The following is a 17,588-nucleotide window of genomic DNA, read 5'->3' as shown; positions in this document are numbered from 1 at the left end:
AGCTCAGTGACCAACTTCGACTCCGCTCAGTGACCAACACTTCATTGGACTAGCGGGTAACTCTTTAAAATTGAATGAAATGAATTAGTTTTTAGTGTCGCCTTACTATTAATTTTTCCCTTGAGGAATTGAAACAAATGACGAATTTTTCGAGTGACGAATGACGAATTGGGTGCGTTGCCTTCAAGATTTGTTGGCAGGTGTACACCTAAATGGAATCCAAGTCTAGCACTTACAAAAAATTCCAACAGCTATCTCCACATTCGTCACTCGTCATTCGAAAAATTCATCATTTCACAATACTCGCTCCAAGGCCATACCCCTCGATCCCTTAATCAAAATCGCTTTGTTTTCCCAGCTTTGACTGGTAAACCATCTTTTCAATTCCTCTACTTTGTCAAAATGTATACAGCCCAGTTGTTGTGCCACCTTGGAAAAATGTTTTCCGACCAAAACGACTTGTTCAAAATTCAAGCTACTCGCCAATTGTGCAATCCGCTCGTGTTCGACGGGTGCGGAATCGCCTAGCTCAAACATATCTCCCAGGATAACCACCTTGTTTCCCGAACTATTTTCTGCAAAAGAACGCAGCGTAACTTCCATGCTGCTGGGGTTTGCATTGTAAGCGTCCAATAAGATGGAATTGGATCCCCAGGGAATGACCTGAGAGCGATTCATATTGGGATTGTACGACTCAATTGCCGCTTTGATTTTCTCACCTGGCACTTTAAAGTACTTGCCAAGCGTAATCGCTGTTTTGATGTTTTGGAAATTGTGGACGCCCATCAGCTTACTGCTCGATTCTATCAGTTGCGCATGGTCATCCAAAAAAGCGACCCGAATGAAAGGCTGCAATTGCAGTAATTTCACTTCGTAGGGCTTGTGCTGCGGATCGGGTGCTTCGCTGAGTTCGTAGTAAATTCGTTTTCTAACTACGGCGGAAAGGTCTATCAGAAATGGTTCATTGTTGTTGACGAAGGCAAGTCCGTTTTTTTCTGCCAGGTAACGGTAAAGCTCTGACTTTCCTTTCTTTACGCCTTCTATCCCTCCAAATCCTTCGAGGTGAGCTTTGCCGATATTCGTGATCAATCCATGTGTAGGCTCTGCGATTCGGCACAGGAGGTCTATCTCCCCCTGGTGATTGGCCCCCATTTCAATGACCGCCACTTCGAGCTGCTGATCCAGTTGTAAAAGCGTCAGCGGCACGCCAATGTGGTTGTTGAGGTTGCCCTGGGTGTAATGAATGCGGTATTGGCTGCCCAATACTGCGGCAATTAATTCTTTGGTAGTGGTTTTGCCGTTGCTTCCCGTGATGGCGATGATGGGAATATGGAGTTGACGGCGGTGGTACCGGGCCAAATCTTGCAAAGTAGTAAGCACATCATCAACCAGAATGCAACGATCCTGCTCTGCCAAATCGAGGTCATCCACTATTGCATAACTTGCTCCTTTTTCGAGGGCAGTCAGGGCATATTGATTGCCGTTGAAATTATCGCCACGCAGGGCAAAAAAAATACACCCAGGTTCAATCTTTCGGGAATCGGTAGATACTGCTTTGCCTGCGCCTAGAAACAGTTGATAAAGCCTTGAAATTTCCATGTCGTTTTGATACACACTGTTCAGAGGGGCAAATTAATTAAGGTTTCGCAAAAAAACTTTGCTTTGGTAAGACTTAATTTCGGAAAGTTTTCTGAAAAAAAAAAAGCGGTAGAAGGAGCACCCTCTACCGCTTTTAACCCAATCATAGATCGGAACTTATTTAAAACGACGGTCAACGCGTTTTTGTTTTACTTTAAACTGGTTGCCACCTGGCTTGTCATTGGTAGCTGATCCACCCATGCGGCTCATGGCACAACGGAAACCAAGGGTACGGTCGGCATCATCTTCGTCTTTGAAACGACGAGCACCTGGAGAAAGCCAGAATGCGCGATCGGCCCAAGATCCACCCTTGTATACCCGCGCTTTATCGCTTACCAAGGTATGGATTTCAAAGTCGTAGAATGCTTCTGATTCTTTGTCACCATCGCGGTAGTTCAGTGCGTCTCCACGGCGGATGTTGTCTCTGGTAGCCAATTCATCGTCCTTAAGGGCACGGAATTTTAAACGGCCTAAACTGTCTTTTTCAACTGGACGACCATCTTCATCGGTTTCAACCGTTTTGAATTTGTTACCGCGTACTGGGTTCAAATCGTGGTTGTCTACATCACGAAGGGATTGGCTGGTCAAGGGGCGATAAACATCGAATACCCACTCATTGACGTTGCCCGCCATGTTGTACAAACCAAAATCGTTGGGCAAAAAGCTGCGTACAGGGGCAGTTACGGCAGCGTTGTCGTTCAACTTACCGGCAATACCCATGTAATCCCCTTTGTCTTTTTTGAAGTTGGCCAACATTTGGCCCTGGTATTTATCGTGCTTTTGGTAGCGTACAGTCTGACCGTTCCAGGGGTAGTTGCGGCGATCCGTGTAGTTTTCATCCCCTTCTGCGGATTGATTGCCACGCAAGGCCAATGCTGCATATTCCCATTCCGCTTCAGTAGGAAGGCGGTATTCTGGCAACAGGATACCATCTTCAAACCGTGCCGGACGCTCTTCGCCCGTACGGAAGTCTTTCAGGTTTTTGCGAATATTGCCTTCGTACTGTCCTACCAGGTAAGAACCGGTGTTGAAGCTGTCATCGTCTTTTTGCTCGTTGTTTTCATTCAGGATGCCCCGCTTGATCAACAACATTTCGTTTACCCGGTCTGAACGCCAAAGGCAGTATTCAGAAGCTTGCTTCCAGGTAACGCCTACCACCGGATAATCATCGAAAGATGGGTGACGGAAATAGGTGTTTACCATTGGTTCGTTGTAAGACAAATCGTCGTACCAAACCATGGTATCAGGCACTGCTTTGTGGTAAACTTCAGGATAAGTTTCTCCATAAACCCGGTCTACCCAATAGGTATATTCACGGTAGTCGATGTTGGATACTTCCGTTTCGTCCATATAAAATGAAGACACGGTAACCCGGCGAGGAACGTTGTTCCAGTCATACATTACATCTTCCTGAGAAAGCCCCATGGTGAATGTACCACCCTCGATCGGAACGAGATTAGGGCCAGTGATTTGTCCCTCGTAATTCAGCTTTTCAAAGCCTCCCCACTTGGTATCATTGTAATTCCAACCTGTGGAGGAAGAAACGTCCTTGCTCTTGCAAGAGGTAAACACCACTGCTACTACAAGGAGGAAAGCGCCAAACTTCAACAATTTTTCCATTATAATTGACCAATTTTTTTAGAGAAAAAACCAACCTGAATTGGCATTGGATCTAAATTCTTTTGCTTTATACCGAACGAAAGGTTCTACGAATTAGTATACGGTTGCGATTTTTTTGTCCAATTCAGCCGTATTTTAACAAGCGCCAAAAATAGCTAAAAATTTTATCTAAAGATTTGAAAACAATCATTGATGTCAACTTTTTTGCGCCGCCGTTGATTGGCACGGCTTTCGTCGAGGGTAACGGACAGTGATATTTCGTGGCTTCCTCCGGTACGACTCAGGGATAAATTGGACAAGGTGACATCGTAACTGTACCCAATGCGCAACACCCCATACCGATAACCAATCAAACCAATCACCGCATCGGGGTTCTTTCCGCTGTTGCGGTACCAGGCTCCAGCAAATACCGGCCCAAAGCCTAAATATCCTCCCAGCATCAGCTGTGAAAATCCAGCCTGGTTTACAAAAAGAACATTTGGGGCAAAGAAGGAAGCATGTCCGTTGCGGCCATTGCCCCCCAAATCAAATTGAGCACCACCGTGCACCGAAAAGCGCAGTGGATGCCCCACCAAAAGTGCTGAATTGCCCGTATTTAATAAGCTTTCATTGAAATTATTGAGGTGTTGGAGAGAAATACCGCCGTAGAATTTTTTACTGAAGGCCAAAATACCCGCTGAAAAATCGAGTTGATTGTTGCCCAAATTGCCGGGTCGGGTTTCTTCAGTTGAATTTCCTTTTCCAGTACTGCCCAATCCGTTAATTGGATCGAGTTGATCACCGAAAACCAATTTATCCCAAGCCAATTGAGAACGAAATGCACCCGCTTCGATTCCTAATTTGAGCGCAAGGTCGTCATTGGCCTTGATCTGATAGCTGTAAAATAAACTGAATTGCCGGGTTTGATATATGCCATTGCCCGCATCATCGGCAGTGATACTGGCACCGATACCACTGTTCAAAAATGGCAAAGCCTGCTCATAGGCAATGGCATAGGTCTGATATGCATTTGGCCAGGAGGGCCACTGGTTGCGGTGGTTGAGCATGAAACGAGGCGCGTGCGAAACTCCGGCAAAAGCAGGATTGAGGTGCAAAGGCGCTGCAAAAAATTGACTAAAGATGGGGTCTTGAGCATGAATCTGTACAAAGCTGACTACAAAGAGCAATAAGAGTAAATGTTTTCTCATCATGTATTTTTTAGCAGTTCAGTCAACATTTCGGCAGCTAAGCGTGTCAATCAAAAAGTAAGGTAGTGCATTTGACAATCCGAAAGCCTGATTAAGATTATCTTTGGGCGTTCACTGCACTACACACCTGGGCAATTGAACGAAAGAAATTTATTTTAACCAACATCCAATTATACTGCGGAAACGTTTGAAATTTATGAAGAATTTCGCGATTACCTCCATTTTGGCATTATTCTTAGGTCTGCTGTACGGCAATTCTCCATTTTTAATCCGAGAGACGTTGCAATGGGAAGCAGAAGGCACCGTCATTTTACCCAAACCCCACCTCAAAGAGCGCTGGAGTTTCAAAGGGGCTGTATTTGGTAAAACGCAAGTTGAGCAACCTTGGTACGTCAAAGAATTTGCCGTGGATGGCCCAGGGCGATTGGAAGTAGAACTGCTCAATGTGCGGTGGGAAGAATTTCCTCGTCCCCCCCAATGGCAGCCAGAAGCTGTAGGCGAAAACATCCAGTTTTTCCAACAAGTTGAAAAGGATCGCCAGCAGTTTTTGGGTAAAGTCCACTTTGTACCGATTATTCGGAGAGGAGGTCAGTTTTTGCGCGCTGCGGAGTTTGAGATCCGGATTACGCTGCGTCCAGAAGCTACTCCTGAATTGCGAAGTGATCCATTTACCGAAAACTCTGCCTTGCGGGATGGACAGTTGTACAAATTTTCAGTCACCCAAACTGGAGTCCATCGCCTGAATTATGATTTTTTGAAAAACCAACTCAAAATTGACATCGATAGAATCGATCCGCGAAACATCAGAATTTTGGGCCAGGGCGGTGGCATGTTGGGGATGGGTATCGCTGAAACACGCCTGGATGATGCCATCGAAAACCACATTCAAATAGTTGGCGAAGAAGATGGCCGTTTTGACAGCGGAGATTACATTCTTTTTTATGCCGAAGGGCCTGATCGCTGGAATTTCCAGACCAGCACCCAAGGATTCAATTTGACCAAAAACATTTACGATACCCGCAATTATTATTTCCTCAAGATTGGTTCAGACAAAGGACTAAGAGTTACCCCCCAGACCTCAGTGAATGTAAGTTCTTTTACGACCAATACTTTTGATGATTATGCACATTTGGAGGAAGACAAGGTCAATCTCCTCGAATCCTGGGAAAGCAACTCCAACAGTGTAAGTGGATCCGGACGGAGTTGGTTGGGCGACCACTTCCGGGTGGCCAGGGAATATACCTACCGCAAGGCGTTTAATTTCCCGAATCTTGTGGTAGATCAAGATGTAAAAGTTAATGCCAGAATGGCTTTGCGCGCACTGGATCGCACAACCTTTTCCCTGGATTTGAATGGAACCACCCTAAAAAGTGAATCCGCTGAAAATGTATTTTATTTTGACGGTTCGGCTGCTTCGGAGGTGGAATACGCCAATTGGGCCGAATTGCGCGGCAAAATCCGGCTCAGCCAGGATGCCATTGACGCCGTTGTACGCTATCCCCTGGTCAGCGATGGAAGTGAAGGCTGGTTGGATTACGTTCAGCTGCAAGTCCGGCGCCGCTTGATCATGAGTGGCGATCAAATGGGTTTTCGCGATTTGAATACCCTGAACTTTCCAGCGGCCAACTATGAACTCAGCAATGCGAATGCCGATGTTCTGGTTTGGGACATTTCCGACCCTCAACGCCCGAAACTGCAAGAAGGCAACCGCAATGCCACACAGTTTACCTTTGGAGCAACGGCTTCCGGGATTTTGCACCAATTCGTGGCTTTCAATTCTAAACAAGGTTTTCTGAATCCCGTGGCAATAGGAAAAATTGACAATCAAAACCTGCACGGCTTAAAATCTGCTGATTTGGTGATTGTATACGATGCCGCTGGCGAATTTGGTGATGCTGCCCAAAAACTGGCCCGGCACCGCCGCGAATTCTCCAAAATGGACGTTCAGGTGGTGCGGGTAGACCAGATTTACAACGAGTTCTCTTCTGGCCGACTGGATCCAAGTGCCATCCGCGATTTTACAAGAATGCTTTACCTGCGCGATCCTCAATTTCGGTACCTGTTACTGGTCGGAGATGGTTCTTTTGACCAACGCGATGTGTACAAGTATGGCAGCAATTTTATCCCCACCTTTCAAGCTGACTCCTTTAATCCATTGTATGCGTTTCCTGCCGATGATTTCTACGGCATTGTAGAAAGCAATTCGCCGATTGATCCCCTCAATGGCCGACTTAATGTAACGGTGGGGCGACTCACCGTGCGCAAACGGGAAGAAGCAGAGCAAGTAATCGAAAAAATCATCAATTACGACCTTTCTCCGCAAGCCATGAGTGACTGGCGCAATCGGGTTCTTTTCGTTGGAGACGATGAAGATGGCAACCTGCATACGAGTGATTGCAATGAAATCGCCCAGGAGGTTGCCGAGAAATATCCCTCCCTCAACCCGGATAAATTTTTCCTGGATGCGTTTCCCCAGATCGCTTCTGCCGGAGGCAATTTCTATCCGGCTGTAAATGAGGCCATCAACAATGCCATTTTCAAGGGAACCCTGGTCATGACCTATTTGGGACACGGTGGCCCCAATGGCTGGGCTCAAGAACGGATTTTGCAGGTACGCGACATTCAAAACTGGTCCAATTTTGAGCGCTTACCGCTGGTGGTGACCGCTACCTGTTCGTTTACAGGCTACGATGATGCCACCAACTCTACCGCAGGAGAAGAAATATTGCTCAATCCACGTGGAGGAGCAGTGGCACTATACTCAACTGTTAGAGCAGTTTATGCTTCAGAAAACGCTTCATTGACCCGATTGGCACTGCTGGAATTGTTTGGAGAAGGCCCCGAAGCCACTATTGGGGATGCCATGCGCAATGCCAAAAACCAACTCAGTGGAGGCACCTTGGTCAATTCCCGCAAATTTGCGTTGATTGGCGATCCGTCTATGCGACTGGCCATTCCGAAGTCTAGTGTTCAAACTACCACGATCAATGGTAAATCTCCACAAAACAATACCGATACCTTGCGCGCGCTGCAAAAAGTATCGGTAGAAGGAATAATCACCGATGCGCAAGGTGCGGTGTTGAATGATTTCAATGGCGTGGTTTATCCTACCGTGTTTGATAAACCATTTCGGGCCTCTACCCTGGGCCAGGATCCTGGTAGCCCCAAGGGGTATCAATTTGAAGTGCAAAAAAATGTAATTTTCAAGGGACGTGCCAGCGTGCGCAATGGAAAATTCAGTTTCACCTTTGTAGTTCCCAAAGACATCAACTACGCGTTTGGCCTGGGCAAAATCAGTTACTACGCTGCCGATACCGTTCGCATGAAAGACGCAGCAGGAGCTTACAAAAAAGTGACCATTGGGGGCAACAGTCCCGCCGGACTCTCTGACAACCGTGGGCCAGAAGTAGAAGTGTACATGAATTCCCTGGATTTTGTGTTTGGTGGCATCACCAGCCCCGACCCACTTTTGCTAGTGAGTCTGAGCGACGACAACGGCATCAACGTAGTAGGCAACAGCATCGGCCACGACCTCGAAGGGGTGCTGGATGAAAACACCCAGAACAGTTTGCTGCTCAACGACTTCTTTGAGTCCAAACTGGATGATTATACCAAAGGGGAAGTACGTTATCCAATCTCAAGTTTGGCAGAAGGCACCCACAAAATTCGGGTAAAAGCCTGGGACATTGCCAACAATTCCAGCGAGGGCTATACCGAGTTTGTGGTGGCTTCATCCGCCGATATTGCGCTCAAACACGTCCTCAATTACCCCAATCCTTTTACCGATCGCACCTGTTTTCAGTTTGAACACAGTGCCAACAATCAACAAATTGATATTTTGGTGCAGGTGTATACCATTTCGGGGCGTTTGGTGAAGACCCTCGAAACTTCGGTACTTTCCGATGGTGCGCTCCGTCAAGGGGATTGCATTGAGTGGGATGGACGAGATGATTACGGAGACAAATTGGCGCGGGGTGTATATTTATATAAAATTAAAGTCAGAGCAAATCTGCCGGGTGGAAGTACCCTCAAGGGAGAAAGTAAGTTTGAAAAATTGGTTTTGCTAAAATAAGATTGCCATTTTTTCGTACAATGAGTAAAATATTCTATTTTTTTAACGGAACGATAACAACTAATGAGAAAACGGCACGGTGTTTGTTTCCAGCTTAGGGTGTATCGATTCAAAAGATTTTTAAACTAAAAATCTCATGAGGAACTTAGTACTTCGTTTGACAGCCATTATGGTTTTTCTTCTTTCTTTTACCGGGATTATCAACGCCCAATGTTTCCAGGATGCCAGTGGAAAATTTTTCAATTCTGATGGAACTCCATGTACCAACACGGTAACTTCAGCGGTTCCTTTCCTGCGGATTGTGGCCGATGCGCGCTCCGGCGCCATGGGCGATGCAGGCATTGCCATCTCCGCAGATCCAAACGCCATGCATTTCAATGCATCCAAATTGGCTTTTGCAGAAGACAAAATGGGCGTATCTGCCACTTATACGCCATGGTTGCGTTCGTTGGGACTCAACGATGTCTATATGGCTTACCTGACGGGGTACCGCAAACTGGACAATGAAGGTTTGCAGACCCTTGGTTTTGGTTTGCGTTATTTTTCACTGGGCAGCATTCAGTTTACCGACATCAACGGTACGGCTTTGAATACTGGACGGCCCAATGAATTTGAAGTAGCTATTGCGTATGCACGTAAGCTGACCGAAAAATTCTCAGCCGCAGTGACGGGTAAGTTTATCTACTCCAATTTAGCTGCGGGCAACGTAGTGGGCGGGGATGTCATTGAACCTGCAATTGCTGGTGCAGCTGATTTTTCGCTGACCTACAAAACACCCATCGAATTGAGCAACAATGGCGAATCTGACCTTACCGTTGGTTTGGCCATTTCCAATATTGGCAACAAGGTGTCTTATACCAACAGTACGGATCGGGATTTTCTTCCGGCCAACTTTGGTCTGGGAGCTGCCTGGACGCTCAATCTGGATCAGTACAACAGCTTGACCTTTACTGGCGATGTCAATAAATTTTTGGTACCCACTCCTTGTCAGGGCGGGGCTGCGCTTTGCGATACCGACAATGATGCCAAATTGGATTACAAGCAACAATCTCCGATTGCTGCGATTTTCTCTTCCTGGGGTGACGCTCCTGAAGGCCTTTCGGAAGAACTGCGGGAATTCATGTTTTCGATGGGTGCAGAATATTGGTACGACAAGCAATTTGCAGTACGTGCTGGTTATTACAGCGAAAACGTACGCAAAGGTGCCCGCAAATACCTGACCTTGGGCTTGGGCCTGAAATACAATGTATTTGGCTTGAACTTCTCTTACCTGGTACCTACCACCAACCGTCGCAATCCACTGGACAATACGCTGCGCTTCTCGCTGCTGTTCAACTTTGCTGATGTAAATGAGTAGTCAGCGATCAGCTTTGAGCTATCAGCCTTCAGCTATCAGCAGTCAACCCATTACAATTTTGGTAGCTGACTGCTGAAGGCTGATAGCTGACTGCTCAAAGCTGACAGCTGATAAAAAATTGCCGCAAACCGATAAGCCGGATTCTGTTCTGCTACCCGAAGGCACCAGCCTCTATCATTTATCTAGTCCCGTCCTTGCGGCCGGGATCCATCTGCCTACCCTCCCCAACATTTTTGCAAAAGCAAAGCGAGCAGCTCTGCCGGGCAAGCCCGATTGAGGTATACTTGACATTTCAACCCACAAGGTTTATCCACACCCAATATTGCTATCGAGCCGCGTGCGCTCTTACCACACGTTTTCACCTTTTCCCCTTTCGCTTGCGCGTTGGAGGTAGTTTCTTTTCTGTGACCCTATCTGTCTGTCGCTGCTGGCTTGCACCAATAGCAACAGCCCATCCGTTAGATGGTGTGGCGCTCTACGTTGTCCGGACTTTCCTCACGCTCATTTGCACGAGCCCGCGATAGAGTGGTTTGCGGCAAGCAGCAAAGATACGAAAGAGATGTAAACTCAAAATTTAAAACTCAAGCTCAAGAACACCTTCTTTCTTGCAACCTTTCTTGCAACCTTTCTTACAATTTTTCGTATATACCCCAAGGCACCAAAGCCAATGGTTTATTTCATGAAAAAGCAATTGCTAATTACGCTGGGCATTTACACCAGTGGGTCAATTTGTCTGAGCATTCTTGCCCTGATCATCAAGTGGGTAATCAATGGCTACGGAGCAAACTGGAACCTGGCGCATCCCTATTTTTTGTATTGGCAAAGTTGGGGAATCATGCTGGGTTTGAGTTGGTTGCTGATTGGGACCTTCATTTGTTTGTACCGTCTGGCCAAACAACCCCGCCGCTGGAGCATTCCCTATCGACAACGCCTGAGTTTGATGGCCTTGGGCTCGCTCATTGGAATTTTGCTCCATTTGGCCATGGGTTTGAATTTTTCTCCAATCGTGCTGCCGCTGCTCACCTTTGCCAGTTTTTTGTTGCTCGACATGTATTTGGATGACGACGAGTTGAGTTTAACCTGGATTTTGGTAACCCTGGTCATGTTGGCCGGAGTGGGCGCTGGATTTTGCGCAGCAACTCTTGAAGTAAGCAGATCGCAATTCCCTTTTGTCTTTACTTTATTTGCCAACTTGTTTTTGATCATCATCGCCCATTTGCCGTTCTGGGTTTTCAGCACGGCGCGTCGTAACGGATTAAGTTGGGGATTAAGGATTCAGTTGGCCATTTTTTCCCTGGTGGCGGGAGCCTTGATTATAGTGTTTCTGGTTACCTATTTTTATTTCCAAAAGCCCAGCAAGCCCAATTTCAATGAGTTTTTGAACATATTGACAGCCTCTTATATCTTTTTTCTGTTTATCGCAGCGGCGGTTTCCATCTGGGTGGCACGCAGCATGACCGCCCCGATCAGCCAAATCCGGGTAAGCCTGAGTCAATTGATGCTGGGCAGCAACCAGCGCCTGGCCTACCAAAATCGCGATGAATTGGGAGATCTGGTAGATGCCTACAATCAGGCGCTAAGTGACCTGGAAGCCAGCGTAGAACGACTGAAACAAACCGAACGCGAAATGGCCTGGCGCGAAATGGCCCGGCAAGTGGCACACGAAATCAAAAATCCACTCACCCCTATGCGACTGAGCGTGCAACTCCTCCAGCGTGCACAAAAACAAAATCCAGAAGAAGCACCTCAATTGGTAGAGCGCATGGCGCAAACTTTGTTGGAACAAATCGATGCCTTGACCCGCATCGCTGACGCCTTTTCCAATTATGCTCAAATGCCCGCCCCCTCGCCCCAAGAATTTGACTTGGTGGAACTGCTGCGTTCAATCCATACGCTGTACCTGCAACAAACCCAGGAACAGAATAGCTTGAGTCTGCACGTCCCAGCTAAACCAGTCATGGTATACGCCGATCGGGATCAATTGGCGCGGGTGGTTTCCAATTTGGTGATCAATGCTTTGCAAGCCATCCCTCAGGATCGCCCAGGCAAATTAACCATCGCCTGCACCGCCGACAAAGCCGCCCTGTTGATGGTCGAAGACAATGGTCGAGGTATTCCAGCGGCCATCCAGGACAAGGTTTTTTTACCCAATTTCACCACCAAATCTTCAGGAATGGGCCTTGGTCTGGCCATGTGCAAAACGATCGTGGAAAATGCCGGAGGCAAGATGGGCTTTAGTACCACGGAGGGTGTAGGGACAAGATTTTGGGTAGAGTTGCCGATTTGTTAAGTAAACTAATTTCATCCCCCAATCCTGACTCTTCCCCCCTCCCCTCAAGCACCTTTCAGCCGCAAATTGAAATAATAATCTGAATTCCCATTATTGAAGGCCCAGGGTGCATCACAAATAGAGATGTCAAACACGCCGGATGCGATTCGTTTGACATAGACCTTACTGCCTGCTTTGAGGCTACCTACAATAAAACCCGCATTAAAACTAACGAACACTTCCTTCGAGTCCGGTGAATTAAAATTAACGGTCGTAAAGACACCTGTAGTAACGGTAGAGCCAAATTTAAGCGTAACCATTGGTCCATTCGGGCTGCTTGCCCTCATTTCCCAATCGCCTGAACTGAGTTCGGCAGGTTTCGTTACGGTGTAAGCTTGCGCAGTACCTTGTCCGCCGCCGATGTTACAGGTATTCGCAACGAGTGTACAGGGCGGCGTAACAGCTGTAGCAATGATTTTGCTAACAGAAAGGGTATTGCCATATGCATAACCGTAGTCGTTGCTTGCCCAAGACCTAAAATAATAAACCGAATCGGGTTGGAAATTGCCCTCATAAATGGCTGAAAATTTGCCCTCTGACACGTTCGAGATCATTTGATAATCTAACATTTTGGGTTCTTGCTTGGTACTGCAACAAAAGCCGACGTATCCAATAGCCGCGGCACCTTCTGCATCAATGGAGCCTTCAACCAATACTGTTCCATCGGCTTGAACTATTGCGGAGAGCGTGCTGACTTTAGGGAAATAATCCTGCACATCATTTAGGGCCAGCTGACAAGAACCCATTACAAGTATAAAAGCCAAGCTGACAATTAGCTTATTCATCATAGTTGCTGTTTTGAAGTTGGTTTAGTTAAAAGTATACCGAACGCCCAAGCCGTAATCAATTGCCCATAGTTTTGCAGCAGGTTCACGGAGGTAAAAACCAGAGCGATTGGTATTTATACAGACGCCGATATGATCGGAAATCGCATATTCGACGCCCAATCTGGCGCGCAGACCTACCATCACCCCACCGCCTTGATAAGTTTCGTCTTTCCAGCTTGGATAGACCAATTCGTAGTCAACACTTGCAGCCCCTCCTAACAGGTCTAAGCCAGCATAAAAATTGAATTTTTCTTTATGAACGATGGCATAATCGTAGCCAAAAATGAACTGAGCAATGTTGTATTTCTGAAAAGATTGGAGGCCTGGAATAACCCTTGAACCTTTGCCATCAACGGCGAATCCCGCAACAGGAAAAACGTCCAGACGCGGTTTCATCCTCAAATAGACCAAAGACATATTCGCCCGCCAACGTCTTTCAATGCGCTTGCTGAATCGGCCTTGTAAGCCCAATTCAAGGCTAGTGAGAGGACTCATCACGAACCCGAATTCACCAGTGGGGTGATAATTGAATACACGAATGCTAATTTGTCCAAAAGAAAGCGTGGTGACAAAGAGCAAAAGCGTGACAATTGCAATAAGTGTTTTCATGGGGATACATTTTACTGTTTGTTAAAAGAATAGAATTTAATTTCACCTTTTTTTGAATTCCAAACAGACACCAATTCATAGTCTTTTAAGGAATGATAAGTAGCTGCTTTTTTTTCATCATCCGTCAATGCCTGAAAAAATCGATTCGCTGGAGATTTTTCTTTTAAAACATAAGGTGAGTTTCTAAAGTCTTGTAAGGAAGAATGGGGAACGGAAAAAAATTCAAAATAATATTTACTGCGCAACGCCTTATACGCACTTCTCTTTATCTTAAGCTCCTGAATGCGTTCTCCTTTGTCATTAAATGCCCAGATCAAGCCATTGCCATTGCGCATGAGTTTGCAAAGCACCCCCTCCCCATTGGACAGCGGAATGATTTCTACCTGGTAAGCCTTCTGCTTATAAGCATCTCCTTTTTCCAGTTCGGGAAGCTCGCATTGTAAACGGGTTCCCGCTATTTTTTGGCCCTCAAAATCGTAGGTATTGAAGACCAAATAGGCAACAGACTCCTCTACACGCTCTATAGACAGGCCGCCTTTGCCTGCTACGCTGTCTCTACGAAAGGCGATTGCTGTGTAAATCTTTTTACTGTTTGCATCAATTTTAATTCCCAAATAAGCATTTTCACTTGCAATTGAAACCACCTTAGATGAAGTTCCTTCCGAAATCAAATTCCACTCGTAAAGGGGCGGATGAATGACCTTTAAGGCAGAATATTCATCTTGTTGATAATTGAGTGAATAGATTTGGTGTTTTATTACATTTTGATCCAGGCTAATAATTGCTCCTGCCTTCCCCGTTGGGTCAACGGGGACAACATAAGTTGAAAATGACGACTTAGACTTGCTATTTGGGTCTTTTTTATCCACCCCACAGTAAAAATACAGCCCTGTAGCGGTGGCTTCATTCAAACGCCAACCCGAATTAAGTACAATACGTGAGAAGAATTGAATGTCCGAGTTGTCAATTTCTTCTGAATTTGGCGGCACAGATAAGGTAATTTCGCGCTTGGTCAGCGACAGATTCTCGTGCGAAAAAGTGTACCAATTCATCGAACCCGTCGGGAATTTTTTGTCGCCAGTGATGGTCAGGACATTCAATCCCTTCGCATCCGTAAATACAGCCGCAATCTTTTCGGCTTCTTTCTTTGGGATAGCGGTTAATTGTTCTTTCACAGAACCATCGGGGCGGATTTGCACAAACTGTTCCATCCCGAAGAGGTAATCAAAGGTAGTATTGTCCGCTGGGTTGGTGTAAGAAAAAGTCGTTTTGTCCGTTGTATTGGAATGGGAAAAAGCCATCGTTTTGGCATAGATAGAAGTATTGTACGCACCAATTTCTACACCTGTATAAAAAACCGGTTGTTTCCAAACAGGTTCTAAATCTTGGTTGAACTTCGTCACGTTCTTTTTTGCTTTTTTTGAAAGCAATGCTTTGCCATACACGACCATGAACTGATTGTCTCCACTCGGTTCGACTTTATAAAACCCGACACCCTGGTCGGTTTTCAAAGTCATTGTTTTGCTTTGTGCAAACAGGCATGAATGGCTAGCAAATAGGCTGATAACAGCCATGAATAGATGAATGGGTTGCACAGGTTTTAGATTTACGCGTTTGTTTAAAGTTTTGGTGTTGTTAATTCTATTTTGGCACTTCGGCTGATTTTCTTTTTGTATTTGCAATATCAGATGCAAGACCATTTAAGTTAACGCAATATGACAATGCCAAGCTTTTCAAGAGCGTACTTGATATTGATGTAGCCGGGATTGTCCAAAAATCAGTTTTTTGAAGCACTCAATCACAGCAACAGCTATAATCAAAACGGTCAATTACTGCTTCACAAATTTCTCTACACCAACAATCCTTCTTTTGGAAACGAGTTGTAAGAAGTACATTCCACCTGGTAGGTTTGATGCTTAGACCGTTTGTTGAATATGGAAAACAAACCTGCCATCAAATTACCTCGCAATAGTTTGATGGCAGGTTTTTTTACCCATTTTTATTGCTTTACTACTTTAGTCGGGCGGACTAATACATTGCCTTTATCATCACTTAGGTACAAGAAATACAAGCCCGCAGGTAGCATTTCCATGTCCATTTTCATTTCAGCTGACTCAATTGCCATGGATTTTACCACCTTTCCGTCGATGGTAGTAAGCCGTAACAAATGCTTTCGGTTGAACAAGGCGTTGGGGACTGAAATTGATACGGAATTATGCGTAGGATTGGGATTAACAGTCAATTTTGATAAACCAACCTCCGTAAGACCAACTGTGCCATCCAGTTTTATTAGGAGACAGAACTCTCTTTTGCAAATGGTGCCATTTGGCTCAGTCCGGGTAACAAACATGCATACGCTGTAGCTGCCAGGTGTTGAAGGATAGGTATAGCTCACGCTTGCATTTCCTACTGAGTTGGCTTGGGCGCTAGCATTTCCAAAGCTCCATTGCACTTTATCGCATTTATCCAGCAAGCCATATGGCGTAAATGTCACGGTGTAAGGAGGATTTTTAACCCATGAAAAACCTGCTTTGACATCATTTTCAAAAATGGGGCTTTGGCATGTGCAAGAATCAGTATTGACAACATCGGGAAGGCAAGTATTTAGTTTTACGCGACAAGTATCTCCCGGCTTGATCACATGATAAACAGTGGCACAAATTTGGGTATTGGACGGTGTGAGCGTAAAAGTGGCGCAATGCGTAGTTGCATCGATCGTACCGTTACAATCCAAATCCCATTTTACAATATCATTGGCACTGATGTTGCTGGATAAACAGAATTTATAGGTGTTTCCAGAAACCCTGGTGCCTTGTATTCCAAAATCCATTGCGTCGGTCATAAAATCGGCACAATCAACACAGCAAAAACTAATGTCGTCAATGCCAAAATCTCTAAATGCACCTGCGGTCATTTGTTCAATCACCAATTGTACCGAAGTATTTGACCCTGAATTCCAGATCATACAATATTCTGTCCACATAGGTGTCGTTTGTCGAATGGGGTGTGGCATTGATTTAAGTGGATTACCATTTGCATCTTTAATAACCGATTCCAGAACAAGCTGCTGCTGCTGAGCAAAGGGGTAAACACTTTTCACCCAAAAACAAAATTTATACGTGGTATTGGGTTGTACCGTTATTGGTGCAATTTGTTTCCATACTTGAAATGGTCCTGTCCCACCACTTACTCCGTCAATACTCATAAAATTCCCAGATCCAGTTGTATGATCAACAGAATTTGGCCACAAATTACATTTGTCTTTAAAGTTATCCCCCACGCAATAGGCTCCTGTGCCACAGGCGCCTGTACAATTTGGAGCTAAGGAAGGAGAACTGAAAGAACCGTTATCACCCGCAGTAAAATCACCATTGATCACTAGATTTGGGCATTCCGACTGGTTTTGTGGGCAAGGAATGTTGAAGGTTTTGCGAAATGATTTTGTTGAACAAATCACTTGCTGGCTTTGTAAACATTCCACGGTGTAACAAATGGTTTTGGGACCACATGGAAAATTGAAGGTCACGGGTGAGTTGCCAGATGTGACTTGGTCTGGTTTTCCATCACAATTGAAATCCCAGGTGATGCGCACATTAAAAGGTGCAAAAGAAGTAGTGGGATAAAACGTAACCGGGCCGCTGCCCGACGACCAGGCACTCATGTCTACTGCCAGATCTACCGGATTCGCATTGATGTATTGCACGCATTGCCTACAGGTTTGTACCACGATTTGCTGGCAGAGTTTGACCTTACAAGTGTCTCCATTGGGCTGCGGCCTCTGGATGCACAGCGATACCAAATAAGTACCTGCCGACTGGTAAGTGTTCTGTGGTGATGAAGCTGCGGAGGTATTGCCATCGCCAAAATCCCAGCTGAATACATCTCCACTTGCCGTACCTGATGGTGGCGTGAATGTATAGAGGCTGCTTGGAGGTGTAGCCGTATAATT

General features: G+C 45.7%; 10 protein-coding genes and 1 other RNA gene. 3 read left to right on the top strand and 8 right to left on the bottom strand.

Annotated features, from left to right (window positions below):
- Positions 1-294: 294 nt before the first annotated feature.
- From ABW391_RS24495 to ABW391_RS24485, 3 genes are all read right to left on the bottom strand, one after another.
- Positions 295-1,599: a UDP-N-acetylmuramoyl-tripeptide--D-alanyl-D-alanine ligase gene (locus ABW391_RS24495; protein WP_353484536.1), complete on the bottom strand. Its 1,305-nt coding sequence runs from the start codon at positions 1,597-1,599 to the stop codon at positions 295-297.
- Between the two features lie 156 nt (positions 1,600-1,755).
- The gene (locus ABW391_RS24490) at positions 1,756-3,258 is read right to left on the bottom strand and encodes an SUMF1/EgtB/PvdO family nonheme iron enzyme (protein WP_353484535.1); all 1,503 of its coding nucleotides are present in this window, start codon (positions 3,256-3,258) and stop codon (positions 1,756-1,758) included.
- A gap of 164 nt (positions 3,259-3,422) precedes the next feature.
- Complete coding sequence (locus ABW391_RS24485; protein ID WP_353484534.1) at positions 3,423-4,445, bottom strand: PorP/SprF family type IX secretion system membrane protein; 1,023 nt, start codon at positions 4,443-4,445, stop codon at positions 3,423-3,425.
- A 196-nt stretch (positions 4,446-4,641) separates the two neighbouring features.
- Here ABW391_RS24485 and porU point away from each other — a divergent pair, with 196 nt between their 5' ends.
- Together porU and porV are read left to right on the top strand one after the other, a co-directional pair.
- Positions 4,642-8,517: a type IX secretion system sortase PorU gene (porU, locus tag ABW391_RS24480; RefSeq protein ID WP_353484533.1), complete on the top strand. Its 3,876-nt coding sequence runs from the start codon at positions 4,642-4,644 to the stop codon at positions 8,515-8,517.
- Between the two features lie 136 nt (positions 8,518-8,653).
- A complete protein-coding gene (gene porV, locus ABW391_RS24475) occupies positions 8,654-9,874 on the top strand; it encodes a type IX secretion system outer membrane channel protein PorV (protein WP_353484532.1) in 1,221 nt (406 codons plus the stop codon).
- A gap of 116 nt (positions 9,875-9,990) precedes the next feature.
- On the opposite strand, the gene rnpB is transcribed toward porV, so the two are convergent.
- An RNA gene (rnpB, locus tag ABW391_RS24470) (RNase P RNA component class A) lies at positions 9,991-10,411 on the bottom strand.
- Between the two features lie 142 nt (positions 10,412-10,553).
- Between rnpB and ABW391_RS24465 the strand changes: the two genes are divergently transcribed.
- Complete coding sequence (locus ABW391_RS24465) at positions 10,554-12,164, top strand: sensor histidine kinase (RefSeq protein WP_353484531.1); 1,611 nt, start codon at positions 10,554-10,556, stop codon at positions 12,162-12,164.
- 44 nt (positions 12,165-12,208) lie between these two features.
- Here ABW391_RS24465 and ABW391_RS24460 read toward each other — a convergent pair whose 3' ends face one another.
- The 4 genes from ABW391_RS24460 to ABW391_RS24445 all read right to left on the bottom strand — a co-directional run.
- Positions 12,209-12,991 carry a hypothetical protein gene (locus ABW391_RS24460; protein ID WP_353484530.1) on the bottom strand — a complete coding sequence of 261 codons (783 nt, stop codon included), beginning with the start codon at positions 12,989-12,991 and terminating at the stop codon, positions 12,209-12,211.
- A 21-nt stretch (positions 12,992-13,012) separates the two neighbouring features.
- Positions 13,013-13,639 (bottom strand): hypothetical protein, encoded by a 627-nt coding sequence (locus ABW391_RS24455; protein WP_353484529.1) that lies wholly within the window; start codon positions 13,637-13,639, stop codon positions 13,013-13,015.
- Between the two features lie 11 nt (positions 13,640-13,650).
- Positions 13,651-15,321 carry a hypothetical protein gene (locus ABW391_RS24450; protein ID WP_353484528.1) on the bottom strand — a complete coding sequence of 557 codons (1,671 nt, stop codon included), beginning with the start codon at positions 15,319-15,321 and terminating at the stop codon, positions 13,651-13,653.
- Between the two features lie 317 nt (positions 15,322-15,638).
- On the bottom strand, positions 15,639-17,588 hold a 1,950-nt coding region (locus tag ABW391_RS24445), incomplete at its 5' end, for a PKD domain-containing protein (RefSeq protein WP_353484527.1).

Source organism: Haliscomenobacter sp., assembly GCF_040403615.1.
GTDB lineage: Bacteria > Bacteroidota > Bacteroidia > Chitinophagales > Saprospiraceae > Haliscomenobacter.
This window is presented reverse-complemented; position numbering and strand designations above follow the sequence as displayed.

Bases quoted from the DNA above. Each gene is read 5' to 3' on its own strand.
- ABW391_RS24490 (WP_353484535.1), bottom strand. From the start codon at position 3,258: ATGGAAAAATTGTTGAAGTTTGGCGCTTTCCTCCTTGTAGTAGCAGTG.
- ABW391_RS24460 (WP_353484530.1), bottom strand. From the start codon at position 12,991: ATGATGAATAAGCTAATTGTCAGCTTGGCTTTTATACTTGTAATGGGT.
- porU (WP_353484533.1), top strand. From the start codon at position 4,642: ATGAAGAATTTCGCGATTACCTCCATTTTGGCATTATTCTTAGGTCTG.
- ABW391_RS24485 (WP_353484534.1), bottom strand. From the start codon at position 4,445: ATGAGAAAACATTTACTCTTATTGCTCTTTGTAGTCAGCTTTGTACAG.
- ABW391_RS24465 (WP_353484531.1), top strand. From the start codon at position 10,554: ATGAAAAAGCAATTGCTAATTACGCTGGGCATTTACACCAGTGGGTCA.
- porV (WP_353484532.1), top strand. From the start codon at position 8,654: ATGAGGAACTTAGTACTTCGTTTGACAGCCATTATGGTTTTTCTTCTT.
- ABW391_RS24455 (WP_353484529.1), bottom strand. From the start codon at position 13,639: ATGAAAACACTTATTGCAATTGTCACGCTTTTGCTCTTTGTCACCACG.
- ABW391_RS24495 (WP_353484536.1), bottom strand. From the start codon at position 1,599: ATGGAAATTTCAAGGCTTTATCAACTGTTTCTAGGCGCAGGCAAAGCA.